The sequence below is a fragment of the Streptomyces sp. NPDC028711 genome, from assembly GCF_055565415.1.
Map to the genome: position 1 here is coordinate 145,577 of NZ_JBVHUJ010000011.1, position 26,605 is coordinate 172,181.

The window sequence follows — 26,605 nt, forward strand, 5'->3', positions numbered from 1 at the left end:
GATCCGGGTGGTCTCGGCGGCGGTCAGGCCCGCCGTGACGTCCGGGAAGCCGGGGAAGTGTTCGGACGAGCCGGCACTGAAGGGGTTCTCCTGGGGCACGTGCACCCGTTCCTCTCGACTGGACTGGTGACGGTCCGCGACGCGGACCGTCGCAAGCCTCACGTATGCGGGCCGGAGCGGTAAGAGCGCACGAACGGCGCACGTGTCACCCAACCCGTCGGGAACGACACAAGCCGCCCCGAAGTCGATGTTTGGTGACACCGCGGACGGGTCAGGTCAGCGCGGACGGGTCGGTTCAGCGGGTTCCGGCGGGCACACCACGAGCAGGGCGGCGACGTCGTCGTCGACGCCGTCGGCGCCGTAGCGGGCGAGATCCTTGTGGAGGAGTTCCGGCAGTTCCTCGTCCGGTTCCCGCGCCCAGCCGCGCAGGCGGAGTTCGAGCGGGTAGAAGGTGCCGGTCCTGTCGCGGGTCTCGCTCACGCCGTCGGTGTAGAGGAGCAACCGGTCCCCTGGGCCGAAGGGGACCTCCTCGACGCGGTGCCGGGAGTCGGCGAGGCCCGCCAGGTTGACGGGCAGTGAGGGGTCGGTGAAGTGCACGCACTCGACCTCGGCGCCGCGCTGGAGCAGCGGTGCGGGGTGGCCGCAGCTGAGGAGCCGTGCGACGTCCTCGCCGTCGGGGAGTTCGACGAGGACGACGGTGGCGAAGCGTTCGGCGGCGTCCGAGTCCGGGTCCCAGGCGCCGTAGCGGGCCAGGCCCTCGTCGAGCCGGTCGGCGAGGGTCGCCAGATCGGGGGCGTCGTTGACGGCGGCGCGGAAGGAGCCGAGCAGCACGGAGGCGGTCTCGACGGCGCCGAGGCCCTTGCCCTGGACGTCGCCGAGCATGATCCGCACCGCGCCCGGGACCCGTACGGCCTCGTAGAAGTCGCCGCCGATCCTGGCCTTGGCCGCGGCGGCCACGTACAGCAGGTGCAGGTCGAAGCGGCCGAGGTGGGCGGGGAGCGGGCGCAGCACGACGCGCTGCACCACCTCCGCGACGGCGGTGAGTTCCCGCAGGTCCTGCTCGTAGCGGGCGCGGACCCGGCTGACCCAGGCCGCGGCGGCGGTGACGCCCACGAGCACCGTCTCGCTGGCCGCGAGTTCGGCGGTGAGGGTGTCCCCCCTGAGGAGGCTGAGCAGCAGCCGCGCGGCCATGGCGAGCAGCCCGATGCCGACGGTCCCGCGCACGCTCCAGGTGACGGCGGCGAGCGCGGGCGCGGCGACGAGGAGGCGGTCGAAACGCTCCCGGTCCGGGGTGATCACATCGGCGAGGAACGCGAGCGCCAGGGCCAGGAAGGGCAGTGCGCGACCGAGGTTGAACTGGGTGCGCGTCGCTGTGCCGGGACGGCCCCGGTGACCTGCGGGCATCTCATGATCGTACGCAGGGGCGACGTCCGGGCCTGGGTGACGGCGGCCCCGGGCGTGTCCTCCCTCGGTCGGCGTCGCCTGCGGGAAGGGCGAGCGCGGCCGGGAGAGCGAGCGCGGCGATCACGGCGAGGGCCGGGAGGGCGGCGCCCTCGGCCGGGACGAATCCGCCGCGCGGGACGAGGGCGAGGAGGAGGGTCGCGACGGCGACGCCGAGTGCGGGTCCCACGTTCATCGCGGTCTGCTGGAGGCCTCCGGCGACTCCGGCGTGCGCCTCGGGGGCCCGGTGCACGACGACCGACGTCGCCGTGACCATCAGGACGACGAACCCGGCGCCGAGCAGGGCGGCGGCGGTGCCGACGGAGGCCGGTCCTGCCGTCGCGCCGAGCCGCGAGAGCACCAGGACGCCGAGCGTGAGCAGGGCGGCGCCCGCGGTCGCCGTACGCCGGGGGCCGAACCGCCGCTGGAGCGGCGCGCAGAGGGGCGCGCCGAGCACCATGAGGACGGCGAGCGGCAGCACGCGCAGCGCGCAGTCGAGGGGATCGAGCCCCTGGACGTCCTGGAGGAAGTACGTCGCCACGAAGAGCGAGCCGAAGAGGGCGGCGGAAGCGGCGAGCAGGACGGCGAGGCCGGCGACGACGGGGCCGTTCCTGAGCAGCTCGGGCGGCAGCAGGGGGCGGGCGGCGCGGCGCTCGTGCCGGGCGAGGACCAGCCCCGCGACGCCTGCGCCGACGCCGGCGAGCACGGCGGCCGTCATGCCCCCGGGCCGGGCCGCTTCGACGAGCCCGTGGACGAGCAGACCGAGCGCGGCGGCGAGCAGCAGGGCACCGAGGGGATCGAGGGCGGCGAGTCCGGCCCGGCGGTGGTCGAGGTGCGGGTCCGGGTGCCGGGCCTCACGTGGCTCCGGATGCCGGGCTGTGGACGGGTCTCCTCGGCGGCCCGTGTGCGGGTCCGGGTGTCGGGCCCCGGGCGGTTCCGCGTGGCGTTCGGTGGTCGGCTCGCCGCCGGCGAGGGCGAGGAGGCTGATCGCCAGGGTCGGGGGTACGCCGAGGAGGAAGACCGAGCGCCAGCCGTACGCGGAGACCAGCGCGCCGCCGACGAGCGGTCCCGCGGCGGCCGCGAGGCCGATGGCGGCGGTGCGTACGGCGATCGGGGTCCCGAGCCGCTCCGGCGGGAACGCGGTCCTCAGCATGCCGAGGGTGGCGGGCTGCAGAAGCGCTCCGCACACCCCCTGGAGCACGCGCAGCAGGATCACCGCGCCGATGCCGGGCGCCAGCGCGATACCCGTGGAGGCGGCGGCGAAGCCGAGAGCGCCGACGGCGAAGACCCGGCGGTGGCCGTAGCGGTCGCCGAGCCGGCCGGCGAAGACCAGGAGGCTCGCGACGGCCACGAGATACCCGGTGCTCGTCCACTGGACCTGCTCGACGCCGGCGTGCAGATCACGCTGGAGGGCCGGTTGGGCGACGGTGAGGACGGTGCCGTCGAGGGCGACCACGGCGGCGCCGACGACACTGCAGGCGAGGACGTGAGCGCGACGCGGGCCCACGCGACCGGCTCCCCGGGGTCGAGGAACGCGACGCGCGGTCATGCGACCGGCTCCCTGGGACCAAGGAGCGCGACGCGCGCTCACGCGGCCGGCTCCGTCGGGCCGAGGTGGGCGTCGAGCGCTGCGGCGAGCAGGGGGGCCGGGTCGTCGCCGCCGGTCGCGAGCCGGAGGCTGCCCCAGTGCCAGAGCTGGGCGATGCCGTGGAGGTTGGCCCAGAGCGCGCCCGCGACGACGAGGGGGTCGGCCCCGGGGCGGACGAGGGCGACGAGTCCGGTGAGGCGGGCGAACAGCGGCAGGCTCGTCTCGCGCAGCCCCAGACGGCCGCTCTCCAGGAGGTCGTGGCGGAACATCAGCTCGTACATGCCGCGCCGGGTCCCCGCGTAGTCCAGGTAGAGGCGGGCGAGGAGCGCGATCCGTTCGCGCGGTGGGGCCGTCTCCCGGTCCTCGGCGGCGACCCGGGCGGACAGTTCGGCGAAGCCCTGCCGGGCGATGGCCGACAGGAGGTCGAGGTGGGTCGGGAAGTGGCGGCGGGGGGCTCCGTGGGAGACGCCGGCGCGTCGGGCGATCTCGCGCAGGGAGAGGGCCTGGGCGCCTTCGGCGTCCACGAGTTCGACGCCGACCTCGACGAGCCGCGCCCGCAGCCCGCCACCGTGAAGGTCGCCCTCACCCTCAGGGTGACCCTCGACTTCACCGTCAGGGTCGCCGTCCGGGTCGCGCTCACCGTCGTACTTCTCGGGCTTCTCATTCATAGACACTGTCTACCAAGATCGAGTAGACGCTGTCTACTCACTCTCGCGCCCCCGTCGGTTACACTGAGGGACAGCGAAGGGGAGTAGCCCCGCAAACCGGTCGTCGACACACTGGAACCCCCGGGTTCCCGGTGACCGGGTCCGCGTTCCGCGCGGACGGGCGAGACCTTCGGCCAGGCATCAACCGCGTCCGCGCTTCCGTGGGCGTGGTCCGTCATGCCGGGCCGAGTGGTCCTCCCGTCGCCCACCGAGGCGCCGTGCCGAGTCCACGGGCCCGGACCGAGCAGAGAGCCCCGGTATGCACCTCGACCCCTTGGCGATCCTCACCGCCTTCGGGCTGATCTTCCTCGCGGAACTCCCCGACAAGACGATGTTCGCGTCCCTCGCCATGGGCACGCGCATGCGTCCGCTGTACGTGTGGTTCGGCACCTCGACCGCCTTCCTGGCCCATGTCGCCATCGCCGTGGGGGCCGGCAGCCTGCTCGGGCTGCTCCCCGGCTGGTCCGTGAAGCTGGTCTCGGCCCTGATGTTCGGCTTCGGCGCCTTCATGCTGCTGCGCGGCGGGGGCGACGACGACGAGGCCGATGAGGGCGGGCGGACGGTCACCGGCTTCTGGCCCGTGTTCTCGACCGCCTTCATGGCCGTCTTCATCAGCGAGTGGGGGGACCTCACCCAGATCACCACCGCCAACCTGGCCGCCACCAACGGCACCTGGTCGACGGCGATCGGCTCCCTCGCCGCCCTGATGAGCGTCTCGGCTCTCGCCCTGGTCGCGGGCCGCTTCATCGCGAAGCGCGTCCCGCTCAAGACCGTGCAGCGCATCGGCGGTGTCTGCATGGCCGCGCTCGCGATCTGGTCCCTGACGGAGGTCTTCACCGGCTGACCTCGCCCGTACCGAACGGCGCACGCCCCCGCCCGGAGACGGCGGGGGCGTGCGCTGTCACGGGACGGGTCCCCGCCCCCCACCCAGGGCCAGAGAAACGCTCCCCTTGATCAAGCTCTGAAGGGTTGATTCACTCCTTCCATGCCCTACCGCCGCACCCCCGCCGTCCAGGCCCGCCTCGACGCCCAGCGCGCCTCCGTCGTGGACGCCGCCAGGGAGCTGCTCGCCGAGCAGGGCTACGCGGGGTGCACGGTGGCGGCCGTCGCCGCCCGCGCCGGAATCGCCACGGGCAGCGTGTACCGCCACTTCCCCAGCAAGGCCGAGCTCTCCGTGGAACTCTTCAGGACCGTGGTGAGCCGGGAGGTCGCGGCCGTCTCCGAGGCGGCGGGGCACCCGGGGCACCGTTCGGCCGCCGAGCGGGTGGTGGCCGTCGTCGAGACCTTCGCGCTGCGTGCCCTGAAGTCGCCGCGACTCGCCTACGCGCTGCTCGCCGAGCCGGTCGACCCGGCCGTCGACGCCGAACGGCTCGTCTTCCGCCGCGCGTTCCGGGACGTGTTCGCCGCACGCGTCGAGGAGGGCGTCCGCTCCGGCGAGCTGCCGCCGCAGGACCCGGTCCTGACGGCCTCGGCGCTGGTCGGCGCCGGCGCGGAGGCGCTCGTGGGCCCGTTGGCGGAGGGGTCCGTCGGACCCGGCACCGTACCCTCGCTCGTCGCCTTCACCCTGCGAGCACTGGGAGTCCCCGAAGCCGGCCGCGCATGAGGTCATCCACCAGGCACCGCCCCTGACCGGTCCCGGCGTCTCCGCCGGCCCCACCTGCGTCACCCGCGCGCCCGGGCATCCGGCCGCATCCCGTCGGCCACGCAGGCGACCTCCCGGCCGGGGCTCCCGCCGCACCGGGACGACATGCCGTCATGGTCGTCCGGCGCCCCGCTTCCCGGTGCCCCGTGCCCTGCCAAGGAGACTCCATGTTCCGACTCACCCGCCTGGCCGCCACGGCCACGGCCGCCCTCGCCCTCACCGTGTTCGTATCGGGCCCCACAGTGGCCGGCGAGCCGACCGTGCGGGACCCGCGCGTCGTCGCCCGCTTCGACTTCGCGCTCGGACAGACGCCGGAGAACATCGTCCTCGGACCCGACGGCTCCACGATCCTGACCTTGTCCTTCGCCCGGCAGGTCGTCCAGGTCGACAGGCACGGCGACAAGCGGACCCTCGCGGAGCTGCCCGCCGTGGCGGATCCGAGCACCCCCGTCATCGGCGCCGCCGCAGCGCTGGGCATCGCCCGCGCTCACGACGGCACCCTCTACGTCGCCTACGCCACCGGTACGCGCGAGACCGGCGTCTGGCGCGTCAAGCCCGACGGCAGCGCACCCGTCCAGATCGTGCGGCTGCCGGCCGACGGGTTCCCCAACGGCATCGACCTCGACGAGGAATGCGGCGTGCTCTACGTCGCCGACTCGGTACGCGGAACGGTGTGGCGCGCCCCGCAGCAGGGAGGGGCCCCGACGGCCTGGGCCACGGGCACCGCGCTCCGACCGCTGCCCGCTCCTGACGGCTTCGGTATCGGCGCGAACGGCGTCAAGGTCCACAACGGCGCCGTGTGGGTGTCCAACTCCGACCGGAAGACGCTGCTGCGCGTCCCCGTACGCGACGACGAGAGCGCGGGGGCCATCGAGACCAGGGCGACGGGGCTCGACGGGATCGACGACTTCGCCTTCACCGGCCACGGCGACACCGTCCTCGCTGCCCTGATCATGGACAGCGAACTCGCCCTCGTACGCCCGGACGGCACGCACAAGACCGTCCTCACCCGGCGCGACGGGCTCTCCAACCCGACCTCCGTGGCCGTGCGCGGCAACACCGTCTACGTTCCGAGCGCGTCGTACTTCACCGAGGTGAAGGACCCGAACCTGCTCCGCGCCACCCTTCAGGGGCACAGCGGCCAGGGCGCGTCCTGACCTGAGCGGCCCCCTCGGGTCGCGGGATCACCGGGGCGCCTGGTCGAGCCAGGGCCGGCGCCCCGGTCCGGTCGGGTGGGTGCCCGTGGCGCCCATGACCACCGAGTAGAGACTGGTCTCGGCGGCGATGAAGAGTCGGTTGCGCTTGGCGCCGCCCCAGGAGATGTTCGCGACCGCCTCGGGGACGTCGAGCCGCCCGATCAGGGTGCCGTCGGGGTCGTAGCAGTGCACGCCGTCGTACATCGCTGCGGCCCACAGCCGGCCGGCGTCGTCGAAGCGGAGGTTGTCGAAGCGGGCGCGCTCCCGGGCCGCCGCGTCGGCGAAGACCTTGCCCTCGGACAGCGTGCCGTCGTCGCGTACGTCGAAGACCCGGATGAACCCCGCCCGGGTGTCGGAGACGAACAGCTGCTGCTCGTCGTGCGAGAAGACGAGACCGTTCGGCGCGCCGAAGCAGTCGGCGACCAGCCGCACTTCGCCGGTGGCCGGATCGACGCGGTAGACGTTGTTGGAGCCGATCTCGCTCTCCGCGCGATAGCCCTCGTAGTCGCTGGTGATGCCGAAGTCCGGGTCGGAGAACCAGATCGACCCGTCCGACCTGACCGCCGCGTCGTTCGGGCTGTTGAGGCGCTTGCCGTTCCACCGGTCCGCGAGCACGGTGACGGTTCCGTCGTGTTCGGTGCGGGTGACACGGCGGTTGCCCTGCTCGCAGGTGATCAGCCGGCCCTGGCGGTCGAGGGTGTTGCCGTTGGTGTGCCCGGCGGAGCGTCGGAAGACGCTGACGGCGCCCGTCTCCTCGTCCCACCGCAGCATCCGGTCGTTGGGGATGTCGCTCCAGATCAGCTGGCGCCAGGCGGGCACGTAGATCGGCCCCTCGGCCCAGCGGCAGCCGGTGTACAGGACCTCCAGCGCCTCGTCGCCGTTCATGCACCGTCCGGTGCGGAACCGTTCGTCGAACATCTCGTACAGCCCGGGGCCCTCGCCGGTCATGGGAGTCTGCCTTCCTGGAAGCGTCGCTTGCCGAACCTCGTCCTGCCTGACGTGAAGATTGCAGGATGAGCTACGGTCAGCGCAAGGATGCTTCGAACGGAGAGTTGTGGACCCCATCGACCGAGCCCTGCTGGCCCTCCTCCAGGAGGACGCCACCCGGTCCTACGCCGCGCTCGGACAGGCCGTCGGCCTGTCCGCGGGCGCCGCGCACGAGCGCGTCCGCAAACTGCGGGAACGGGGCGTGATCCGGCGTACTACCGTCGACGTGGACCCGGCCGCGGTGGGCGGTGCCGTCCTCGCGTACGTGATGGTGGACTCGACCGCCTGGATGGGCGATGCGGCGGAGGCCTTCGCCGCGCTCCCGGAGATCCTGGAGGCCCACGTCATCGCCGGCAGCGCCTCGGTCCTCGTGAAGGTGAGGACCGCGACCACCGAGCAGCTGCAGGACGTGTTGCGCCGGATCTACGCCATCGACGGGGTCAGCGGCACCCAGGCCACGGTGGTCCTCGAGACGTTCTTCGAGCGGCCGCTCTCCCCGCGAGCCACCGACCGGGCGTGAGGCCCCCGCTCGGCGATGTCGACGCGGGGTACGCGCTCGGATGGGAGCCTGGTGGGGCATGTGTCCCGTGACCGCGGCTCCGGCCGGAGCGAGAGGGAGTCCCCTTGGGCAGCGACGCGATCCACGACGAACTGGACCGGCGGGCGGCCGGGGTGGCGGAGCCGGTGGTGGCCTGGCGGCGCCATCTGCACCGGCATCCGGAACTGTCCAACCGTGAGGTGAACACGGCCCGCATGGTGGCGGAGCGGCTGCGCGCCCTCGGTCTCGACGAGGTCCGTACGGGCATCGCCGGGCACGGGGTCGTCGGTGTCCTGCGCGGCGGCTCCCCCGGTGAGCGGGTCGTGGCGCTGCGGGCGGACATGGACGCGCTGCCGGTGAAGGACCTGTGCGGGGCGGAGTTCGCCTCCCAGGTGGTCGACGCCGACTACCCGGGCGGCCCGTTCCCCGTCTCGCACGCCTGTGGGCACGACTGTCACACGGCGGCGCTCCTCGGCGCGGCGACGGTGCTCGCGGGAGTCCGCGAGCGGCTGCCGGGCACGGTGCTCTTCGTCTTCCAGCCCGCGGAGGAGGGCCCTCCGGTGACCGAGGAGGGCGGGGCCCTGGCGATGGTCGAGGCGGGCGCCTTCGCGGACCCCGTGCCGACGATGGCGTTCGGGCTGCATGTGACACCCCATCCGAAGGGGTACGTGGGGTACCGGATCGGCAATCAGTACGGCGCCTCCACCCTCGTCCGTATCGTCGTCACCGGCGAGCAGACCCACGGCTCCACCCCGTGGGAGGGCATCGATCCGATGCCCGCGGTGGGGGCGGTCCTGACGGGCATCGGCCAGCTGTACCGGCAGGTCTCGGCCTTCGATCCGGTCACGGTGTCGATCGGGCACGTCGAGGACGTCGGCCGCTTCAACATCGTGGGGCAGACGGTGACGCTGTGGGGCACGGTCCGCTGCGCCGTGGAGTCCGACATGGCGAGGGTCCAGCGGCGACTCACGACGCTCGCGGAGCACTCCGCGGCGGCGTACGGGGCGACGGCCTCGGTGGAGTACCTGCAGTCCGTGCCACCCGTGCACAACAGCGGTCCATGGGTCGAGGCGGGCCTTCCGACCTTCCGGCGGGTGGTGGGCGAGGAGCGGGTGGTGGAGACGGGAGGGACGCTCGGGTACGACGACGTCTCCGAGTTCGTGAGCCGGTTCGGCGGCCTGTACGTGATGCTGGGCGTCCAGGACACGGCCCTGGACGCGTCGGGGCGGCCGGTTCCCGTGCCGGGCGGGCGCGGTCTGGTGACCAACCACAACCCTCGCTTCTACGCGGACGACGACACCCTCGTCACCGGCGTCCGGCTCCACGCGCACGTGGCGTACGACCATCTGACGGGGGCGCTGGTGCCGCGTGCCGGCGGCTGACCGGTCGCGCGGCACGGGGGCCTTCGTACCGTGTGAAGGCGGCTGACCGGTCGCGCGTCAGGCCCGCTGGGTGCCGACCGCCGTCACGAAGGCCCTGAGCAGGCCCGAGTCGGCGGCGGTGGCCCAGACCAGGCCGTATTCGAGCGGCGGGGCGTCGCGCAGGGGGACGTAGGCGACGCCGGGGCGGGGGTGGTAGCGGGCGCCGCGCGCCGCTCCCGGGGCGGCTCCCCGGCCGGCCGAGACGTGCGACAGGACCTCCTGCCAGGTCGAGGCGACGGGGCCCCGCTCGACGGGTGCTCCGGAGGGGGTGTGCCGGGGGTAGTGGTGATCGAGCCAGCGGCGGGAGTTGGCGCCGCCGGTGGTGATCAGGGGCAGGTCGGCGAGATCGTCGAGGCAGAGGGACGGGCGGCGGGCCAGGGGGTGGGCGGCGGGCAGCAGCAGGACCCGGTCGTCGCGGACGACGACGGGGCCGGTGGTGAGTTCCGGCTCGTCCACGGGGAGCGCGGTGAGCTGGATGTCGAGTGCGCCGTCCAGGAGTGGCCGGACCCCGCCGTCGAGGGGGACCTCGTGGAGGGTGATCTCGCAGCCGGGATGCCGGGCGAGGAAGGCGTCGGCGGCGGCCGTGAGCAGTTCGCCGCCCCAAGGGGTGCCGAAGCCGGTGCGCAGCCGGCCGTGGAGTCCGCGCCCCGCCTCGGCGGCGCGTTCCACGGCGGCGCGGAGCTGCCGGTGGACGGGCAGGAGGTCCTCGTACAGCCGGAGGCCGACCGGAGTGAGGCGGACGCTGCGGCTGGTGCGGGCGAAGAGGGGGGTGCCGATGCGGCGCTCCAGCTTCTTGACGGTCTGGCTGACCCGGCCGGTGGAGACGCCGAGGCGCTCGCCGGTGCGACCGAAGTGGAGCTCCTCGGCGAGCGTGAGGAACGTCTCCAGTTCGTAGCGTTCGAGCATCTTCCCCCCTCGTGATCGTTGAGTGTGGCTCAACGCCGCTTTCATGATGACATCTTGATCCGCCGTCCCCGCGGCGAGGAGCCTGGAGCCGTCAGCCTCCCCCGTGCGGAAGAGAGTCCGTGGAACCGAGCCCCCGACCCGCCCCCGGTCCCGACCGGCCCGTGAACGTCCTGCTGTTCGCCGTGGCCGGGGCGGTCACCGTGGCCAACATCTACTTCCCGCAGCCGCTGCTCGCCGCCGTGGCCCGCGGGCTCGACGTCTCGGACCGTACGGCGGGTCTGGTGGCGTCGGCGGCCCAGATCGGGTACGCGCTCGGCATCCTGCTGCTCGTGCCGCTGGCCGACACCGCACGGCTGCGCCGCCTCACCTCGGTGCTGCTCGCCGCCACGACCGTCGCGCTGCTCGTCGCGGCGGCGGCTCCCGACGTGCTCACGCTGACGCTCGCGACCCTCGCGCTCTCCACCACGACGGTGCTGCCGCAGATCCTCACCCCGGTGGCGGCGGTCCTCGCGGGACCCGGGCGGCAGGGCAGGGTCGTCGGCCTGGTGGGACTCGGCCTTACGCTGGGTTCCACCCTCTCCCGTACGGTCTCGGGGGCCGTCACCGACGCGAGCGGCAGCTGGCGGGTGGCGTACCTGGTGGCGGCCGGGGCCACGGCGGCTCTGCTGTGCGTCCTGCCCCGCCGGCTGCCCGAGCGGCTCGGGGCACGCGGTCGCGACTCGTACGCCGCGCTCCTGGCGGGACTGCCCCGGCTTCTCGCGGTCCACCGGGACCTGCGGGTCTCGGCGCTGCTCGGGGCCTGCGTCTTCGCCGCCTTCAGCGTGTTCTGGGCGGTGCTCGCCTTCCATCTGGCGGCCCCGCCGCTGGGGTACGGGCCAGGTGCCGCCGGGTTCTTCGGGGCGCTTACGCTGCCCGCCGCGCTGCTCTCGGCGTCGGCCGGGTCGCTCACCGACCGGTACGGGGCGCGTGCCGTGAGCTCCGGAGGTCTGCTGGTCGCGGGGCTCGGCCTCGGCACGGCGGGCCTCGCCCCGTACTCCCCCGCGGCCCTGGTCGCCGGGGCGAACCTGCTGGTCCTCGGGGTCAGCTGCTGCCAGGTGGCCAACCAGGCGCGGATCTTCGGCATCGGACGGGCGGTGGCGGCCCGGGTCAACACGGTGTTCATGCTGGCCACCTTCGGCGGCGGCGCCCTTGGGTCCCTCGCCGGGGCCTGGCTGTACGCCGCGTACGGCTGGTCGGCCGCCCTGTTCGCCGCCGGGGCGTCCGTCGCCGTCGGGGGGCTTGTGGTGGCGCGCTCGGCACGACCGGCGGCCCCGAGTTGCGTACCGGACGTCACACGGGAGGCTGGGGGTATCCGCCCGCGCACCCCGCAGGGAGAGACATGAAGCAGGACCTCACCGCCCTCGCCGACGAGCATCTGGCCGCGGCCCGCACCGCGCCGCACGGGCGCAGCGCCCATCTGCTGATGCACGACGGAGTGCTGCGGCAGACCGTCATCGCCCTCACCTCGGGCACGTCCCTCGACGAGCACAACGCGCCGCCGGCCGCGAGCCTCCAGGTGCTCAGGGGCCGGGTGAACCTGACGGCGGCCGGCTGGGCGGAGGAGCTTCCCTCGGGCACGCTGCGGATGATCCCCAAGGAGCGGCACGGGCTCACCGCCCTGGAGGACGCGGTGGTGCTCCTGACGGCGGTGAACGACTGACGGTGGTGAACGACTGACGGCATCGCCTCACACGGGTTGCCGCCGCCTCACCTCGTACCGCCGCCCCGCCTCACTCGGTCGCGTCGAGGTCGTCCGCGTAGTGCTCGATGGCCCGGCGGTACGCGCGTACGGACGGGTCCTCGCTGGTGGAGGCGAGCAGCCGGAGCAGCAGCCGGACCGATTCGTGGTGGCGGCCCGTGTTGTAGAGGGCCATCGCGAGGAAGGCCCGCAGCGAACCGTCCGCCGGGAACTCCTCGGCCGCGCCGGTGAGGAGGGCGACGGCGTCCTCGTGGTGCCCGAGGACCCGGTAGGTGCTGCCGAGCCCGAGGAGCGCCCCGCGCCGGTCATCCGAGCCGAGCCCCTTCCCCGCGAGGGCGCGTTCGTAGTACGGCACCGCCTCCGCCTCCAGGCCGAGGACGTCATGCGCCCAGGCCGTCTGGTACGCGATCGGGGCGTCGTCCGGGTGGCGGGCGGCGAGTGCGACGAGCCGCTCGCGGGCCTCCTCCGTGCGGCCCTGTTCGCGCAGCGCGACCGCCTCGGCCAGGAGGCCGTCCTTCTCGTCGTGGTGATCCATGGAGGCATCCTCGCAGCTCGCCGCCACCGGCCCGGTGGCGGCTGCCAGGTGACGGGCCGCCATACCGGGCGGGCCGGATTGTGGCGTCCTCGCCCATGGAGGAAGACTCCCCACCGCCCATAGCCTCCCGGCCGACCCTCCGTCAGGAACCAGCCATCCGGGAGATCCCATGCGTTCACCCCGTCCCGTCCGCCGTCGCGGGCCACTCCGCCTCGCGGCGCTGCTGCTCTGCGCCGCCGCGGCCCTCCTCCCGACCCCGGCCCCCGCCGGGGCCGCCGCTCCCCCGCCCGTGCCCGGCACGCTCCAGGCGTACGCGATCGACTCCGTGTTCAGTGCGGGCGTGTCGTCCGGCGGCTACATGGCCACCCAGTTGCACGTGGCGTACTCGGGTACGTTCGAGGGCTCCGCGGTGTTCGCCTCAGGGCCGTACGACTGCGCCCGCGGGCAGCTCGCCACGGCGCTCAACGCCTGTATGGACACGACGCAGAACCTCCAGCTCGCCGCCCTGGAGCAGACCACGCGCGAGCGGTCGGCGCAGGGCCAGGTCGACCCGGTGGAGAACCTGTCGGGCGATCCGGTGTACGTCTTCGGCGGCTCGGGCGACGCGACGGTGAAACGGCCGGTGGTGGACGCGCTCGCCGACTACTACGGCCGTTTCGGCGCCCGGGTCCAGTACAACCGGTCGACGGCGGCCGGGCACGCCTGGATCACCCCGCTCGGCCCCAACTCCTGCACGGTGACACAGAGTCCGTATCTGAACGACTGCGGGATCGACGCGGAGGGGGCGCTCCTCGGCCATCTCTTCGGCTCGGTCGCGGCGCCCGGGTCCGGCACGGGCGGCACGCTGATCCGCTTCGACCAGAACGCGTACGCGCCGGGCGGTTCGGCGTCGGCGCTCTCGATGGGCGGTGAGGGCTTCGCGTACGTCCCGGGGTCCTGCGCCGCGGGGGCGCGCTGCCGGCTGCTCGTGGCGCTGCACGGCTGCAAGCAGGGGTACACGTACCAGGGGTTCGGGACCCGGTTCGTGGAGAACGCGTACCTGAACGAGTACGCCGACACCAACGACATGATCGTGCTGTATCCGCAGGCGGCGCCCACCGCGACCCTGGAGAACCCGAACGGCTGCTGGAACTGGTGGGGCTACCTCGGTGACACGGCGTACGCGCGGCACGGCGGGAAGCAGATCGAGGCGGTCATGGGCATGGTGCGGGCCCTGGGCGGCGGCGGCACCGGGACGCCACCGCCCGCGTCCGGTCGTACGGTCCTGTCCAGCACGGACGCCGAGGACGGGTACGTGAAGGCGGCGGCGGACGGTTCGGGGGCGGCGGTCGGCACCCTGGAGGACCTGTCCGGGCTCGCGCTCGGCCGGGGCACGGACAGCAGGGTGAACCGGTCGCTCGTCTCCTTCGACACGTCGCGGATCCCGGCCGGCAAGGAAATCACCCGGGCCTGGCTGACCGTCACCCGGTCCGGCGGCTCGGGCGATCCCTGGGCCTCCCCGGCGGGCAACCGGCTCCTGGCGGACCTCCGTACGGGCTGCTTCGGGGGCTGCGCGGTGGAGCCCTCGGACTGGTCCGCGCAGGCCTCGGTGGCGGGCGCGGCCCGGATCGACGCGTTCTCCTCCGGGAGCGCGGTGTCGACGGACCTGTCGGCGGAGGCGCTCGCCGCGCTGAACCGGGGCGGGGTCACGCAGTTCCGGCTCGGGTTCACGTCGGCTCCGGCCACGACGGCGTACCTGTTCGTGAACCGGGACACGCCGGTGACGCTGACGGTGGAGTACCGATAGGGGGCGGGGCTCGGCAGCCGCTGGAGTGCGGGGAGCGTCGGGCTGTGGTCGTCGGAGCAGAGGTGGTCCACGTACGGCCCGGCGGCCACGTCGCCGCCGCTCAGCGGGTCGGCTTCTCCCACTCCAGGGTGACGCGCAGGCTCGCGTTCGCGCTGCCCTGGACGACCAGGGCGGTGAGCTTGCCGGCGTCCAGGCCGAGCTGGCAGCCGAACTCGACGGTGGCCCGGTCGGGGGCCGCCCGGTGGAGGGCGTCCCCGATCTGTCCGGCGAACGAGGAGAGGGCCTCGGTGACCGCGGAGAGGTCGGGCAGGCGTCCGCCGAGCCCTTCGAGGTCGTCGAGTTCCGTGTCGGGGCCGAGGCGCCGTGCCTCCACGAAGAGGGTCGCGTCGCCGACGTCGACCTGGGTGATGTCCGTCATCGAAGCTCCCTACGGTCGGCTGGGGGGAGGCCGTCAGTATCACTGAGAGGTACGGGCCTGGAGGCGCGCCGCGCCCTGGTGTTCCGGGGGCGGGTCGCCGCGTACGGCACGTCTCCCGTCCGCCCGGGCGTCAGAGTGTCGGGCGCAGGGTGGCAGCGGTGTGGCCCGGGTGCGTCCCGGTGGCGTCCTGGGCGAGGGCGCTGCCCCGCAGCCATGCGGGCCAGCTGAGGTTCCAGTCGCCGAAGCCGTTGCCGAAGGGGGCCATGGGCTCGCCGTACCCGTTGACCACGCGTACGAGGTCCCCCTCGCGGACGGTGTGGTACAGCCAGGCGGCGTCCTCGGTGCTCATGCCGGTGCAGCCGTGGCTGACGTCCTCGCTGCCCTGCGCGTCGAGCGACCAGGGCGCGGCGTGGAGGTACTCGCCGCTCCACGTCACGCGGGTGGCCCAGCGCACCTTCAGGTCGAAGTAGTCACGGCTGCCGCGGGCGATGCCGATGGAGTCGCCGCGCATGCGGACGAGCGGTTCCCTACCGAGGACGACCTTGGTGCCGCCCCGGGTGCGGTAGCCGGGCTTGCCGGTGGTGACCGGGAGGGTGCGGAGCACGCGTCCGTCACGGAGGACGGTCATCTCGTGGTCGGCGACGTCGGTGACGGCCTCGACCCGGGGGCCGGTGGTGAAGGTGAGGGGCCGTGAGCGGCCGCCGCGGAGGGCGCCGGTGACCCGGGCCCCTTCGAGACCGCTGCGGACCCGGACCGTGGTGTGGGCGGGCCAGTAGGCGCGGGGCCGGTAGTGGAGGGTGGTGGAGTCGACCCAGTACCAGGACCCGTCGACCCGGGGTTCGGTGCGCACGACGAGGGCGCGCTCCACGACCCGCCGGGCGGCGGGGTCGTCCGCCGGCACGGGATGGCTGAGTGCGGCCGTGACCGGCTGGCCGACCCCGTAGGTGCGCCCGTCGCCGGGTCCGAAGGAGACGGTGAGCCGCTCCCCGGCGGGGGCGGCGTCCGTACGGAGGTCCAGGCGGGCGAGGTGGCGGCGCGGCCCTTCGGCGCCGGTCCGCTCGATGACGAGGCGCGCGGCGTACCGGGCTCCCGCCGGCAGGGGCGCCGCGCTGGTCCACCGGGTGCCGTCGGCGCTCGGCGCCCCGGCGACACGACGGCCCCGCCGGTCGGTGACGGTGACGTCGGCGAGCACTCCCGGCGTGCGCAGCGCGAGTTCCACGGGGCCGGAGAGCGGGGTGTCGTCGAGGGTGACCGGGGCTCCCGTGACGACGGGGCCGCCGGTGAGGACGGCGGTGCGGTGGAGTGCGGAGCAGAGGCCACCCGCGGCGCAGCCGTCCACCGAGACGACGGTGGTGGAGTCGGGCGCCGCCGTGGGCCTCCGGTCGGGTCCGGCGGGCGGCTGGGCCGCCGTACCGACGAGTGCGGCTCCGACGGCCAGGGAGAGCGCTCCCCACCCCCGTACGTATCTGCGTGACGGCACGTCGGACACCCTCTCGTTCCGGACGACGACGTCGGCGGGGCTGTGCCGACCGCAGCATCAAAACGGATGAGAGGAGAAAAAGATGATCAAGGCGGCGGGCGTGGCGGCGGAGTGGCGGACGAGACGACTCGATTGGGCCAGCGGCATGGACCCCCGAGGGAGTCCGGGGGCGCTCCCGCGCGTCAGCGGGGTGGTTCCGGGAGCTCCTCGCCCGTCTCGAGGAGCGACTTGAGGCTGGAGATCAGCGCGGGCCAGCCCTCGCCGATCAGCCCCCGCATCAAGCCGTCGGCTTCCAGATCGTCATGGGTGACCGTGAGTTTGACCGTGTCCCCCGAGGGCTCGATCGCGAAGGTCACCCGGGACCGGCGCTCCCGGGCGAGGCGCTCGTACACGTCCTGTCCCAGGTGCACGGCCTCCGCCCACTCGGGCGTGAAGGTGTGCCAGGTGTACGAGAGGAGGCGGCCGGGCTCGGCGGCGAGGACGACCTGCTCGGGGTCGGCGGTCCTGCGTCCGCCCTCGTGCCAGACCATGGACGCGCCGGAGGTCCACTCGGACTCGAAGGCCACGCCCCAGTACCGGCGGGTGAACACCGGGTCGGTGAGGGCCTTCCAGAGCTCGTCGGGAGTGGTCCGGATATAGCTGGTGTAGACGAACGTGCCGCTGTCCATCGCGCTGCCCCTCGGGTCTGCCGTCCCCTCTCTCCAGCCTAGGCAGGCGCCGGACGGACCTGCCAGCGAAGGGCCCCCGTACGGTCCCGGAGCGCCGGTTGAATAGGTGCGGAGGAAACTATTCAACGTGCTGCTAGCGTGTCCGGATGTCGCTCAAGCACGCCGTCCTCGCAGCTCTCCTGGAGGGCGAGGCATCCGGGTACGACCTGGCCAAGATCTTCGACGTGTCCGTCGCCAACTTCTGGGCGGCCACCCCGCAGCAGCTCTACCGCGAGCTGGACCGGCTCGCGGAGGCCGGACTGATCACGGCGCGTGTGGTGCAGCAGGAACGACGCCCCAACAAGCGGATGTTCAGCCTGACCGAGCCGGGGCTGCGGGATCTGGCGGCCTACACGTCGACGCCGCCGCGCCCGAGTGCGGTCCGTGACGAGCTGATGGTGCAGGTGCAGGCCTGCGACGAGGGGGACACGGCGGCCGTGCGCGGGTTCGTGGCCCAGCGGATGGAGACGGCGCGGGCGAAGCTGGCCCGCTACGACCGGCTGCGGGAGTGGATGCTCGACGGCCGGGACGAGGAGCGGTACCTCGCGGAGGCGGAGCGGGTCGGCCCGTACCTCACTCTGATGCGCGGCAGGTTCTTCGAGGAGGAGAACCTGCGCTGGGGCGAGCGTGCCCTCGCCGTGCTCGACCTCCGCGCCGCCGCGCGGAGCGGAAGGCCGGAGGCCGCGCACCGGTCGTGATCGACCCGGGCCTGCGGGCTCCCCGGGGGTGTCGGAGCTGAGGAAGGCGGCGGCCTGGACCGGGGTCCGGAGCGGATGAGGGGTGACCCCGGAGCTACTCTGCGGTAACGTCACCGCCCCAGCCTCCGGAAGCTCCGGCGGCTCACAGGGACGGATCGGGGACGGGCCTCCATGAACGTCGGTGACCTCATCGAGGACTTCAGCCTTCCGGACGAGACGGGCACCCCCCGCTCCCTGAGCGGTCTGCTCGCCGAGGGGCCGGTCGTCCTCTTCTTCTACCCGGCGGCACTGACCCCGGGCTGCACCGCCGAGGCCTGTCATTTCCGCGACCTCGCGGCCGAGTTCCGCGCCGTCGGCGCGCTGCCCGTGGGGATCAGCTCCGACGGGGTGGAGCGGCAACAGGAGTTCGCCGAGCGGCACTCCCTCGGCTACCCCCTGCTGTCCGACACGGACGGTGCCATACGAGAACGGTTCGGCGTGAAGCGCGGGTTCTCGCTCGCCCCGACGAAGCGGGTCACGTTCGTGATCGGCCAGGACCGACGGGTGCGCGAAGTCGTCCGCAGCGAACTGCGGATGAGCGCGCACGCGGACCGCGCCCTCGCCGCCCTGCGCGGCGCCTGAACCCACGGAGCGGCCGGCCGGACCCTGTCAGCGGCGGGCACGTCGCACGGTCACGACATGCGGCGGCGGCCGGGCCGGGTGAGACTCTCTGAGACACCTGGCCTTCTCCGGCCTGCGTGGGAACGGAGCGTGCAGGAATGGACGACTACCCCCTCCTCAACCTCTTCTGGACCATGCTGTGGTTCTTCCTCTGGATCATGTGGCTGTTCCTGCTGTTCAAGGTGGTCACCGACATCTTCCGGGACCACTCCCTCCACGGCTGGGCCAAGGCCGGCTGGCTGATCTTCTGCATCGTCCTCCCGTATCTCGGGGTGCTGGTCTACGTCATCGCCCGGGGCAAGGGGATGGGACAGCGTGACATCAGGCAGGCCAAGGAGAGTGAGGCCGCTCTCCAGGACTACATCCGCAAGGCGGCCGGGACGCAGGCGGGCGGCGGCAGCTCCATCGACGAGCTGACGCGGCTCGCGGAGCTGAAGGAGAAGGGCGCGATCACGCCCGAGGAGTTCGAGAGGGCGAAGGCGAAGGTCCTGGCCTGAGCGCCCGTCGCACCGCTGAGATCTCCGCGCGCCACGCGTGAAGGGTGGGGCGGCCGACCGCCCCACCCTTAATACGTATTCGACATACCGCTTTGATACGGTCGCGGCGTGAGGCTGACGAAGTTCACCGACCTGGCGCTCCGCGCCGTGATGCGCCTGGCGGTCACCGCTCCGGAGGAATCCGTCACCACCCGGGAGGTGTCGGAGGCCCTGGAGGTGCCCTACGCCCATATGGCGAAGGTGGTCACCCGGCTCCAGCACCTCGGGGTCGTCGAGGCCCGGCGCGGCCGCGGCGGCGGACTGGCCCTGACGGAACAGGGTCGGCGTTCGTCCGTGGGCTGGTTGACCCGCACCCTGGAGGGCGAGGACGAGGTCGCCGCCTGCGAGAGCGATCCCCCGTGCCCGCTACGTACCGCCTGTCGACTGCGGGGGGCGCTGCGGGAGGCACAGGAGGCCTTCTACCGGGTGCTCGACCCCCTGACAGTGGCCGATCTCGTGGGTTCACCGACCGGCCCCCTGCTGCTCTCCCTCACCTCACGCCCCACCGCCTGAGCCGTACGCCTCCGCGAGGCGCCGACTCGCGCTTTTAAATGCGAAGATCATCTACCAGATTGAGAGTTTCCCATGCTGTCCGAGCAGGCCGCCCCGGTCGTGCGCGCCACTCTGCCCGCCGTCGGCGGCGCACTCGACCAGATCACCGAGCGCTTCTACGGGCGCCTCTTCGCCGCCCGTCCCGAGCTCCTGCGCGAGCTGTTCAACCGGGGCAACCAGGCCGTCGGCGAGCAGCCGAAGGCGCTCGCGGGCTCGATAGCCGCCTTCGCCACCGCCCTGCTGGAGCGGCCGGACGCGCGCCCCGACGTCATGCTCTCGCGCATCGCGCACAAGCACGCTTCGCTCGGCGTCACGTCCGCGCAGTACAAGATCGTGCACGAGCACCTCTTCGCCGCGATCGTCGAGGTCCTCGGCGAGGCGGTGACCCCGGAGGTCGCCCGGGCCTGGGACGAGGTGTACTGGCTGATGGCCAACGCCCTGATCGCCGTGGAAGCGCGGCTCTACCAGGAAGCCGGCGTCGCCGAGGGCCAGGTATGGCGGTCCATGGAGATCTCGGAGCGGACGGAGGAGACGGCCGACGCGGTGTCCTTCGCGCTGCGGCGCACCGACGGGACCCCCTCGCCCGCCTTCCGGCCGGGCCAGTACGTGAGCGTCCAGGTCACCCTCCCCGACGGCGCCCGGCAGATCCGCCAGTACAGCCTGTCCGCCGCGCCCGCACGGCCGCAGTGGCGGATCACCGTGAAGCGGGTCGACGGCGACCCGGCCGGCGAGGTCTCGTCCTGGCTGCACGCGCACGCGCGGGCCGGGGACACCCTGGAGGTCTCCGCGCCGTTCGGCGACCTGGTCCTGCCCGAGGGGCCCGGCCCGCTGCTGCTCGCCTCCGCCGGGATCGGCGGCACTCCCATGCTGGCCATGCTCGACCACCTCGCGACGACCGGCTCGACCCGGCCGGTCGTGGTCGTGCACGCCGACCGCTCCCCCGCGTCGCACGCGCACGCGGTCGAGCTGCGGCGCCTCGTGGACGCGCTGCCGCAGGGAACGCTGCACCTCTGGTACGAGGAGCCGGGCGACTCACGGGCACGTCCGGGCCGGGCGGACGTCACGGCACTCGACCTGCCGGCCGGTGTCACCGCGTACCTGTGCGGCCCGCTGCCGTTCCTCCGCGCGGTCCGCGGCGATCTCATCGGCCGGGGCGTCGAGGCCGCCGGCATCCACTACGAGGTGTTCGGCCCCGACCTGTGGCTGGGCCACGAGAGCTGACGCGGGCCTCGGGGAGGGTCAGCAGCCGGTCGACCAGACGTGGGAGTCGCCTCGGTCGTTGGCCGCGCCGTTGTAGCCGACCTCCTGGCCCGGGGCGAGACAGATGGTCATGCTGCCGCCCTGCCAGGCGCTCTCGTACACCTGGACGTGGTCCTTGATGCCGGGGCCCGAGATGCCGTGGTTGGCCCAGGAGGAGTCGGTGTCGGAGATCCAGCTCTCCCACCAGCCGTCGTCCCCGCTCCAGTTGGCCCGCTGGCCGCCGAAGTTGGAGTCCTGCCAGACGCAGAACTCACCGCTGGGGCATTCCGCGGCGCCCGCGGAGGTGGCGAACGCCAGGCCGGCGGTGGCGGCGAACAGCGCCGCGGCAGTGGTGACGAGAAGTCGCTTCACGAGAGGGTGTGGCCTTTCTGCGGGTGAGTGGGCGCGGGCAGTTCGGCTGCCCGCCGCAGCGCGCGGTCGCGCAGCTGCCGGTAGGTGGTGAGCTCGTCGCGGTGCAGGGCGCGCACCACGGCCAGCTCGGCGGCCTCCAGCCGCGCGCGGACCTCGTCGAGTCCGCTCTCGCGGGCGCAGCGGGTGGCGACGGCGGGCTCCGGGCGGTCGGGGCGGGGGCGATCGGACGGAGTCACGCACCGCGTCCAGCGGGCGAGCGCCGCACGGTGGTCGGGGTCGGCGCCCATCCGGGCCTGGGCCTCGGCACGGAGGTTGTCGACGACGACCTGGGCCCGGAACCAGCGGCGCTGGTCGCCGTAGAGCCGGTGACGTGCGGAGGCGAGGCAGCCGTCCTCGTGGGCGGTGACGGTGGCGCCCGTGGCGAGGGTGACGGAGAGTTCCCGGGGGCCGGTGCCGAAGAGCGCCGCCCGGAAGGCCCGGTCCTCGTCCGGGGCACGGGGCCTGGAGGAGAGCGAGAGCCCCTGACCGTCGAGGCAGTCGGCGACGAGCCGCTGCTCGGCGGCCTTCAGGAGCGCGTCCTGTGCCGCCGGCTCGGAGGGGACTCCGGAGGGCCCTGACGCTCCCGGCCCGACGGCGGTGCAGGCGGAGACCAGAAGGGCGGCAGCCGCGGTCAGGAGAGCGCGGCGGGCGCGCGAGGTGGTGCCGAGCATGGTGTCCCCCTGCGATCGTCCCTGGTCGGAGCGGCCGGCGAGTGATCGGGTCGCCGGCTCGGGAAGATCACTGCCCGGGTGCGGGGCCACCATGCCGGGCCTCACTCGAACGGGTCGAACGCGCCGGGGCGCGCGCCCCTCGGGCGCCGTCGGTGTGCCGTGCGGGAGCCGGGCCGGGAACGACAGAGCCCCGGTTGGACGGGGGATTCCAACCGGGGCCGATCGCCGTGACACGAAGGGCGGTCACCTCTTGGGGGGGACCTTGGGGACCGGGCCCCTTCGCCGTCACGTACATATGAACGGTAAACCTTTCCCGAATGTTCCGAGCGTTCCCCAGTGGGTGATGTGAGGCACCTCACCCGGTTTCGGTCGTCTTGTCAGTCCTTCTCGGGACGGTAGACGGCGCCCGGCTCGGCGGTGCCGGGGGCGAGGAGCTCCGGCACCGTCACGAAGGTGAAGCCGCGCCGCTTGAGCTCGTCGATGATCGAGGGCACGGCGGGGACCGTGCCGTCGTAGATGTCGTGGAGCAGGATGATCCCGTCGCCGTGCGCCTGTTCGAGCACGCGCTGCCGTATGAGGGCCGAGTCGGTGGTGGAGTAGTCCTTGGCGGTGATGCTCCAGAGGACCTGGGCGAGCCCGAGTTCCCGGCTGACGTCGGACACCATGCCGTCGGTACGGCCCTGCGGCGGGCGCATGAGGGTGGGCTTCCGGCCGGTGATCTTCTCGACGGCGTCCTGGGTGCGGGACAGCTCGTCACGGACCTCCGCCTCGTCGAGATCGGTCAGGATCCGGTGGGTCCAGGTGTGGTTGGCGACCTCGTGCCCCTCGTCGGCGATGCGCTTGACCACCTGGGGATAGCGGTCGACGTGCTTGCGGCCGAGCAGGAAGAAGGTCGCGGGGACCTCCTTCTCCTTGAGTATGTCGAGGAGCCGGGGGGTGTCCTTGCCCGGTCCCGCGTCGAAGGTCAGCGCGATGCACTTGACCTCGGCGCAGTCGACACGGCGGGCCGTGGAGCCCGCCTTGTCGTCCGTTCCGCCGTCTCCTCTGGCGTCCTGCGGAGTGACGGTGTCGACTCCGCAGCCGCCGAGCGTCATCATCAGCGACGCGGCGGCGAGCAGGACCATGGCCGTCGTCCCCCTGCGTCGGCCCAGCCTGGATCGGAACATGGTGGAACCCGCTTTCCCGGTGGTGTCGTCGATACGGCCGGACATCGCCTGGTCAGGGCGTACTCACGGCCGATCAAGCACTCTACACACGGTGTATACCGGGGAGATCGGCGGGGTCCCTCCGCCGCACGGGCACGCGTGAACCCCGGACGGCGCCCGTCCGCTCCGTCCGGGGAGTTCGCGTCTTCCGCTCAGCGGGAGGCGAGCAGCAGTCGCGCCTCGGTCTCCTGGTCACCGGAGACGGACTGCAGGGACTGGATGTCGAAACCGGCGGCGAGCACCTTCTCGACCTCGTCGACGGCGTGGTAGCCACCGGTGAGCGTGGCGCCGACCGGGGAGCTGAGAGGCGTCGGACGCACCTCCTGATGCCGTCCTCCGGCCGTGTCGAAGGTGGCCGTCCAGACGGTGGGGGAAGGTCCCGTGGCAGCCTTCGGGCCAGGGGCCGTCGTGTCCTCCAGCTGGTAGACGCCGCCGAGGACGTCGAACACGGCCTGGGCGTCCTCCCGGCTGCAGTCGCACAGCTGCACGGTGACGTCGGTGTCGATGTGCAAGTCGTACACGTCGCTCATCTCCTCGCGGCCCGCCGGTCGCTCAGGGGCACCCGCGCTCGTCGTACCGGGGCACTCGTCGTGCCTCGACTCCAGCATCCCTCGCCGGACGCCATCGCGCGAGGCCCGCCGGCCCCGCGAGCCCGGCCTCGGCAAGACACGCCCTGGCGGCTCAGCGACGGCCGGTGATCTCCTCGACCGTGTCGGCCTCCGAGGCCGGCTTGTCGGGGCGGTGGCGCAGGACTCGGGCGAAGCGGAGGGTGACACCGGCGGGGTAGCGCGTCGAGGTCTGGAGCCCGTCGTAGGCGATCTCGACGACGAGCTCGGGCCGCACACGGACGGTGAATCCGTCGTCCTCCACGGCGAGTTCACCCAGCCGTTCGGTCTGCCAGCGCAGCATCTCGTCGGTGAGCCCCTTGAAGGTCTTGCCGAGCATGACGAAGCCGCCGTCGGCGGCACGGGCGCCGAGGTGCAGATTGGAGAGGAGCCCGGTCCTGCGTCCGTGGCCCCGTTCGACGGCGAGGACGACGAGGTCGACGGTGTGGACGGGCTTCACCTTCAGCCAGGTGCGTCCTCTGCGGCCGGCGACGTACGGCGCGTCCCAGGCCTTGACCAGGACGCCCTCGTGCCCGCGGGCCAGCGTGTCGGTGAGGAACCGCTCGGCCGCGGCGATCTGCGCCGGGTCGGCCGGATCGGTGACGACGAGGCGGCGGACCCGCTGGGACTCGGGAAGCAGCCGGGCGAGGGCCTCGTGCCGTTCGCGGCCCGCCCGGTCGATCAGGCCCTCCCCGTCGACCGCGAGAACGTCGAAGAACACGGGGGTGAGGGGCAGCACGGCCCGCGCCCCGGCCACATCCGTGCGGGAGCCGACCCGGGACGCGATGGACTGGAAGGACACGGGGCGTCCGGTTCCCGGGTCGAGGGCGATCACCTCGCCGTCCAGGATGAATCCGTCGGCGGGCACCGCGCGGGCCATCGCCACGACCTCGGGGAGCCGGTCGGTGATGTCGTCGAGCGAACGGGTGTGGACGCGGACCTCCTCCCCGCTCCTGTGCACCTGGATGCGGATGCCGTCGAGCTTCTCCTCCACGACGCAGGCCCCGAGGGCGGCGATCGCCTCGGTGACGGAGGCGGCGGTGTGCGCCAGCATCGGCTGTACGGGCTTGCCGACCCGCAGGGTGAACCGGTCGAGGGCGGTGGCACCCTCGGCGAGCACCGCCTGGGCGACCGGGGGCAGCGCGCCTTCGAGCATCACGGCCCGCCTCAGGGCGGCGGCGGGCACGGTGGCGGCCTGGGCGACCCCCTCCAGGGCGATGGCGTCGAGGGCTCCCTGCCGCACCTCCCCGGTGAGCAGCCGCAGCAGGAGATGCTGTTCGTCCAGGGTGGCCGCGGCGAACAGGGCGTGGACGATCCGGGTCCGCGCGGCGCGGGCGCCGGCGCCGGAGACCTCGGCGAGCTCCGTCATCACCTCGTCGACCCGTCCGAGCGTGAGAATCGGCTGCTCGGCGGGAGGGACGGTGGGAGGGACCACCTCCTTGAGGACGCTCCAGCCGACCCCGATCCTTCCCTGGGGAAGCCGGCCCGAGAGGTACGCGATGACCAGGGGACTCTCCTCCGGCGCGGCCTCCGCGAACAGCTCGGCCAGGAGGCCGATCTTGCGCGAGCGCGCGGAGGCGGCGGTGACCTCCCGGGACACCTCCGCGACACGGGCGAGCAGCATGGGCCCATCCTCCCCACACCTCTCGACCGCCGCACGCCGGCACCATCGCGACGGCGCCGGCGTGGGCGTCGCTGTCAGGGCCAGGACGCCGAACGCCTCCGTCCGCCGCCCCGCCCGGCCTCCGCCCTCCTGCGGCGGAACCGGTCGAGAAGCCTGGTGCGTGCCACCCGACCCGGCGGACGATCGGCCCCCTCCGGACGCCCCGCCGGGGCCGGTAGGGCCGTCGGCGGCGAGGCCGGGAGCGGCGGCGCGGATGGAACCTCGGCCCCGGGCTGCGCTGACGGCACGGACCTGAGGGCAGGTGCGGGCCGTACGGCAGGCCCAGGCCGTGCGGCAGGCTCCGGCTGTACAGCACGTGCAGGCCGTGCGGCAGGCTCCGGCCATACGGCAGGTGTGGGCCGGAGGGCGGACGCGGGCGTCAGGGTCAGGACTCGCGGCCCTGGCGCCATCGCTGTCAGGCCACCGGCCCACGCCTCCGCCGCGCCACCCGGCACGGCCGCACCGGTCTCGCCGGGATACGGAGCCGGTCGCTCGGCGCGCGCCTCGTCCAGGGCAAGCGCCAGGCTCATCCGCTGCCAGAGGATCTCGTCCGGGTCGTCGGCCCGGGTGAGCCGCTCGGCGATCTCCCGTGCGGCGGCGCCCACCGGCATCCCGGGCGGTGGCGCCGGCCGAAGCCGGTCGAGGTGCAGGCGCTCGTAGGGATCGTCGACGACCTCGGCGACCTGCACCGGGTCGAGCAGCGAGGCGATGGCCGCGGCTCGTGCCCAGGGGCCGTCGGCGGTGCGGAGCAGTACGGTGAGTCGCCGTGCCCGCCAGTTCCTGGGCCGCAGGTCCTCACGGGCGTCCAGGCGTTCGCGAAGGTCCAGGGGCAGCCGGCCGGTGAGCAGCGCCGGGCAGGTGAGGCCGAACTCGGCGACCTCCTCGGCGAGATACGTCCACACCACCGCCCGGTAGCGGTTCAGGGAGAACCGCACCGGGTTGACGTGTCCGGTCCTGGCCAGCCTGGTGAACCGGTCCGGGGTGATCTCAAGGAGTGCGGCGGCCTCCCCGGTTCCGACCGCGCGCACCCGTTCTCGCAGACCGGCCGGGAAGTCCGGTGCGGCCCTGAGACGGTCGATCTCGGACCGCTCGATCCGCCGCTGTCCGCCGCCGCCTCCCACCGGCACCGTCCTCACCAGGCCGAGCTGGACCGCGAGCCGGAACTCATCGCGCCTCAGTTCCAGTTCCTGCGCGGCCCGCCCCTGTGTCACCGTGCGCGTCCCCTCGTCCACCGTCATGCCGTGACCCTCCCCCGTACGTCCGTGGTTCCTCGTGG

Annotated in this window: 28 protein-coding genes; 13 read left to right on the plus strand and 15 right to left on the minus strand. The window is 73.4% G+C overall.

Features of this window, described 5'->3' with window-relative positions; all coding sequences use genetic code 11:
* Nucleotides 1-276 precede the first annotated feature (276 nt).
* Genes ACZ4VK_RS29290 through ACZ4VK_RS29300 form a run of 3 tightly spaced genes read right to left on the minus strand, consistent with a single transcriptional unit; the run spans nt 277 to nt 3,696 of the window.
* The gene (locus tag ACZ4VK_RS29290) at nt 277-1,404 is read right to left on the minus strand and encodes a PP2C family protein-serine/threonine phosphatase (RefSeq protein WP_468358404.1); all 1,128 of its coding nucleotides are present in this window, start codon (nt 1,402-1,404) and stop codon (nt 277-279) included.
* 1 nt (nt 1,405) lies between these two features.
* Nucleotides 1,406-2,989 carry an MFS transporter gene (locus tag ACZ4VK_RS29295; protein WP_468358407.1) on the minus strand — a complete coding sequence of 528 codons (1,584 nt, stop codon included), beginning with the start codon at nt 2,987-2,989 and terminating at the stop codon, nt 1,406-1,408.
* A 38-nt stretch (nt 2,990-3,027) separates the two neighbouring features.
* The gene (locus tag ACZ4VK_RS29300) at nt 3,028-3,696 is read right to left on the minus strand and encodes a TetR/AcrR family transcriptional regulator (RefSeq protein WP_468358410.1); all 669 of its coding nucleotides are present in this window, start codon (nt 3,694-3,696) and stop codon (nt 3,028-3,030) included.
* A gap of 298 nt (nt 3,697-3,994) precedes the next feature.
* On the opposite strand from ACZ4VK_RS29300, the gene ACZ4VK_RS29305 reads away from it, so the two are divergent.
* The 3 genes from ACZ4VK_RS29305 to ACZ4VK_RS29315 all read left to right on the plus strand — a co-directional run bounded on the left by ACZ4VK_RS29305 (nt 3,995) and on the right by ACZ4VK_RS29315 (nt 6,534).
* Nucleotides 3,995-4,579 (plus strand): TMEM165/GDT1 family protein, encoded by a 585-nt coding sequence (locus tag ACZ4VK_RS29305; RefSeq protein WP_384105280.1) that lies wholly within the window; start codon nt 3,995-3,997, stop codon nt 4,577-4,579.
* Nucleotides 4,580-4,720: 141 nt separating this feature from the next.
* A complete protein-coding gene (locus tag ACZ4VK_RS29310; protein WP_468358415.1) occupies nt 4,721-5,338 on the plus strand; it encodes a TetR/AcrR family transcriptional regulator in 618 nt (205 codons plus the stop codon).
* Nucleotides 5,339-5,544: 206 nt separating this feature from the next.
* Nucleotides 5,545-6,534, plus strand: a complete 990-nt coding sequence (locus ACZ4VK_RS29315; RefSeq protein WP_468358418.1) for an SMP-30/gluconolactonase/LRE family protein — start codon at nt 5,545-5,547, stop codon at nt 6,532-6,534.
* A gap of 27 nt (nt 6,535-6,561) precedes the next feature.
* Here ACZ4VK_RS29315 and ACZ4VK_RS29320 read toward each other — a convergent pair whose 3' ends face one another.
* Entirely contained in the window at nt 6,562-7,521 is a 960-nt protein-coding gene (locus ACZ4VK_RS29320) for an SMP-30/gluconolactonase/LRE family protein (RefSeq protein ID WP_468358421.1), read from the minus strand.
* A 106-nt stretch (nt 7,522-7,627) separates the two neighbouring features.
* Here ACZ4VK_RS29320 and ACZ4VK_RS29325 point away from each other — a divergent pair, with 106 nt between their 5' ends.
* A complete protein-coding gene (locus ACZ4VK_RS29325) occupies nt 7,628-8,080 on the plus strand; it encodes an Lrp/AsnC family transcriptional regulator (protein ID WP_468358424.1) in 453 nt (150 codons plus the stop codon).
* A gap of 104 nt (nt 8,081-8,184) precedes the next feature.
* Nucleotides 8,185-9,480 carry a M20 metallopeptidase family protein gene (locus tag ACZ4VK_RS29330; protein WP_468358427.1) on the plus strand — a complete coding sequence of 432 codons (1,296 nt, stop codon included), beginning with the start codon at nt 8,185-8,187 and terminating at the stop codon, nt 9,478-9,480.
* 57 nt (nt 9,481-9,537) lie between these two features.
* Here ACZ4VK_RS29330 and ACZ4VK_RS29335 read toward each other — a convergent pair whose 3' ends face one another.
* A complete protein-coding gene (locus ACZ4VK_RS29335) occupies nt 9,538-10,425 on the minus strand; it encodes a LysR family transcriptional regulator (protein WP_468358430.1) in 888 nt (295 codons plus the stop codon).
* A gap of 119 nt (nt 10,426-10,544) precedes the next feature.
* Here ACZ4VK_RS29335 and ACZ4VK_RS29340 point away from each other — a divergent pair, with 119 nt between their 5' ends.
* Nucleotides 10,545-11,807 carry an MFS transporter gene (locus ACZ4VK_RS29340; protein ID WP_468358433.1) on the plus strand — a complete coding sequence of 421 codons (1,263 nt, stop codon included), beginning with the start codon at nt 10,545-10,547 and terminating at the stop codon, nt 11,805-11,807.
* Entirely contained in the window at nt 11,804-12,124 is a 321-nt protein-coding gene (locus ACZ4VK_RS29345; protein WP_389681674.1) for a cupin domain-containing protein, read from the plus strand. The genes ACZ4VK_RS29340 and ACZ4VK_RS29345 overlap by 4 nt, the downstream gene beginning before the upstream one ends.
* A 70-nt stretch (nt 12,125-12,194) precedes the next feature.
* On the opposite strand, the gene ACZ4VK_RS29350 is transcribed toward ACZ4VK_RS29345, so the two are convergent.
* Nucleotides 12,195-12,698 carry a tetratricopeptide repeat protein gene (locus tag ACZ4VK_RS29350; RefSeq protein ID WP_468358436.1) on the minus strand — a complete coding sequence of 168 codons (504 nt, stop codon included), beginning with the start codon at nt 12,696-12,698 and terminating at the stop codon, nt 12,195-12,197.
* A 169-nt stretch (nt 12,699-12,867) separates the two neighbouring features.
* Here ACZ4VK_RS29350 and ACZ4VK_RS29355 point away from each other — a divergent pair, with 169 nt between their 5' ends.
* The gene (locus ACZ4VK_RS29355) at nt 12,868-14,484 is read left to right on the plus strand and encodes an extracellular catalytic domain type 2 short-chain-length polyhydroxyalkanoate depolymerase (RefSeq protein ID WP_468358439.1); all 1,617 of its coding nucleotides are present in this window, start codon (nt 12,868-12,870) and stop codon (nt 14,482-14,484) included.
* A gap of 100 nt (nt 14,485-14,584) precedes the next feature.
* On the opposite strand, the gene ACZ4VK_RS29360 is transcribed toward ACZ4VK_RS29355, so the two are convergent.
* The 3 genes from ACZ4VK_RS29360 to ACZ4VK_RS29370 form a co-directional block, all read right to left on the minus strand.
* Entirely contained in the window at nt 14,585-14,902 is a 318-nt protein-coding gene (locus ACZ4VK_RS29360) for a CU044_2847 family protein (protein WP_468358442.1), read from the minus strand.
* Between the two features lie 130 nt (nt 14,903-15,032).
* Entirely contained in the window at nt 15,033-16,382 is a 1,350-nt protein-coding gene (locus tag ACZ4VK_RS29365; RefSeq protein ID WP_468358445.1) for a L,D-transpeptidase, read from the minus strand.
* A gap of 182 nt (nt 16,383-16,564) precedes the next feature.
* Nucleotides 16,565-17,050, minus strand: coding sequence for an SRPBCC family protein (locus ACZ4VK_RS29370; protein ID WP_468358448.1), 486 nt, complete (start codon nt 17,048-17,050; stop codon nt 16,565-16,567).
* 146 nt (nt 17,051-17,196) lie between these two features.
* Here ACZ4VK_RS29370 and ACZ4VK_RS29375 point away from each other — a divergent pair, with 146 nt between their 5' ends.
* The 5 genes from ACZ4VK_RS29375 to ACZ4VK_RS29395 all read left to right on the plus strand — a co-directional run bounded on the left by ACZ4VK_RS29375 (nt 17,197) and on the right by ACZ4VK_RS29395 (nt 20,756).
* Entirely contained in the window at nt 17,197-17,787 is a 591-nt protein-coding gene (locus tag ACZ4VK_RS29375; RefSeq protein ID WP_468358451.1) for a PadR family transcriptional regulator, read from the plus strand.
* Nucleotides 17,788-17,958: 171 nt separating this feature from the next.
* A complete protein-coding gene (locus ACZ4VK_RS29380; protein ID WP_468358454.1) occupies nt 17,959-18,408 on the plus strand; it encodes a peroxiredoxin in 450 nt (149 codons plus the stop codon).
* A 137-nt stretch (nt 18,409-18,545) separates the two neighbouring features.
* Nucleotides 18,546-18,944: an SHOCT domain-containing protein gene (locus tag ACZ4VK_RS29385; RefSeq protein ID WP_468358457.1), complete on the plus strand. Its 399-nt coding sequence runs from the start codon at nt 18,546-18,548 to the stop codon at nt 18,942-18,944.
* Nucleotides 18,945-19,052: 108 nt separating this feature from the next.
* Entirely contained in the window at nt 19,053-19,496 is a 444-nt protein-coding gene (locus ACZ4VK_RS29390) for an RrF2 family transcriptional regulator (RefSeq protein ID WP_468358460.1), read from the plus strand.
* A gap of 72 nt (nt 19,497-19,568) precedes the next feature.
* On the plus strand, nt 19,569-20,756 hold the full coding sequence (locus tag ACZ4VK_RS29395; RefSeq protein ID WP_468358463.1) for a globin domain-containing protein: 1,188 nt from the start codon (nt 19,569-19,571) through the stop codon (nt 20,754-20,756).
* A gap of 18 nt (nt 20,757-20,774) precedes the next feature.
* Here ACZ4VK_RS29395 and ACZ4VK_RS29400 read toward each other — a convergent pair whose 3' ends face one another.
* The 6 genes from ACZ4VK_RS29400 to ACZ4VK_RS29425 all read right to left on the minus strand — a co-directional run bounded on the left by ACZ4VK_RS29400 (nt 20,775) and on the right by ACZ4VK_RS29425 (nt 26,567).
* Nucleotides 20,775-21,146 carry a peptidase inhibitor family I36 protein gene (locus ACZ4VK_RS29400; RefSeq protein ID WP_468358466.1) on the minus strand — a complete coding sequence of 124 codons (372 nt, stop codon included), beginning with the start codon at nt 21,144-21,146 and terminating at the stop codon, nt 20,775-20,777.
* Nucleotides 21,143-21,856 (minus strand): hypothetical protein, encoded by a 714-nt coding sequence (locus ACZ4VK_RS29405; protein ID WP_468358469.1) that lies wholly within the window; start codon nt 21,854-21,856, stop codon nt 21,143-21,145. Before ACZ4VK_RS29405 ends, ACZ4VK_RS29400 begins: the two co-directional genes overlap by 4 nt.
* Before the next feature lie 377 nt (nt 21,857-22,233).
* A complete protein-coding gene (locus ACZ4VK_RS29410; RefSeq protein WP_468358472.1) occupies nt 22,234-23,022 on the minus strand; it encodes a polysaccharide deacetylase family protein in 789 nt (262 codons plus the stop codon).
* 191 nt (nt 23,023-23,213) lie between these two features.
* Nucleotides 23,214-23,591 (minus strand): hypothetical protein, encoded by a 378-nt coding sequence (locus tag ACZ4VK_RS29415; RefSeq protein ID WP_468358475.1) that lies wholly within the window; start codon nt 23,589-23,591, stop codon nt 23,214-23,216.
* A 151-nt stretch (nt 23,592-23,742) separates the two neighbouring features.
* Entirely contained in the window at nt 23,743-25,290 is a 1,548-nt protein-coding gene (locus ACZ4VK_RS29420) for an ATP-dependent DNA ligase (protein ID WP_468358478.1), read from the minus strand.
* A gap of 74 nt (nt 25,291-25,364) precedes the next feature.
* Nucleotides 25,365-26,567, minus strand: coding sequence for a DUF6397 family protein (locus tag ACZ4VK_RS29425; RefSeq protein WP_468358481.1), 1,203 nt, complete (start codon nt 26,565-26,567; stop codon nt 25,365-25,367).
* Nucleotides 26,568-26,605: the final 38 nt, after the last annotated feature.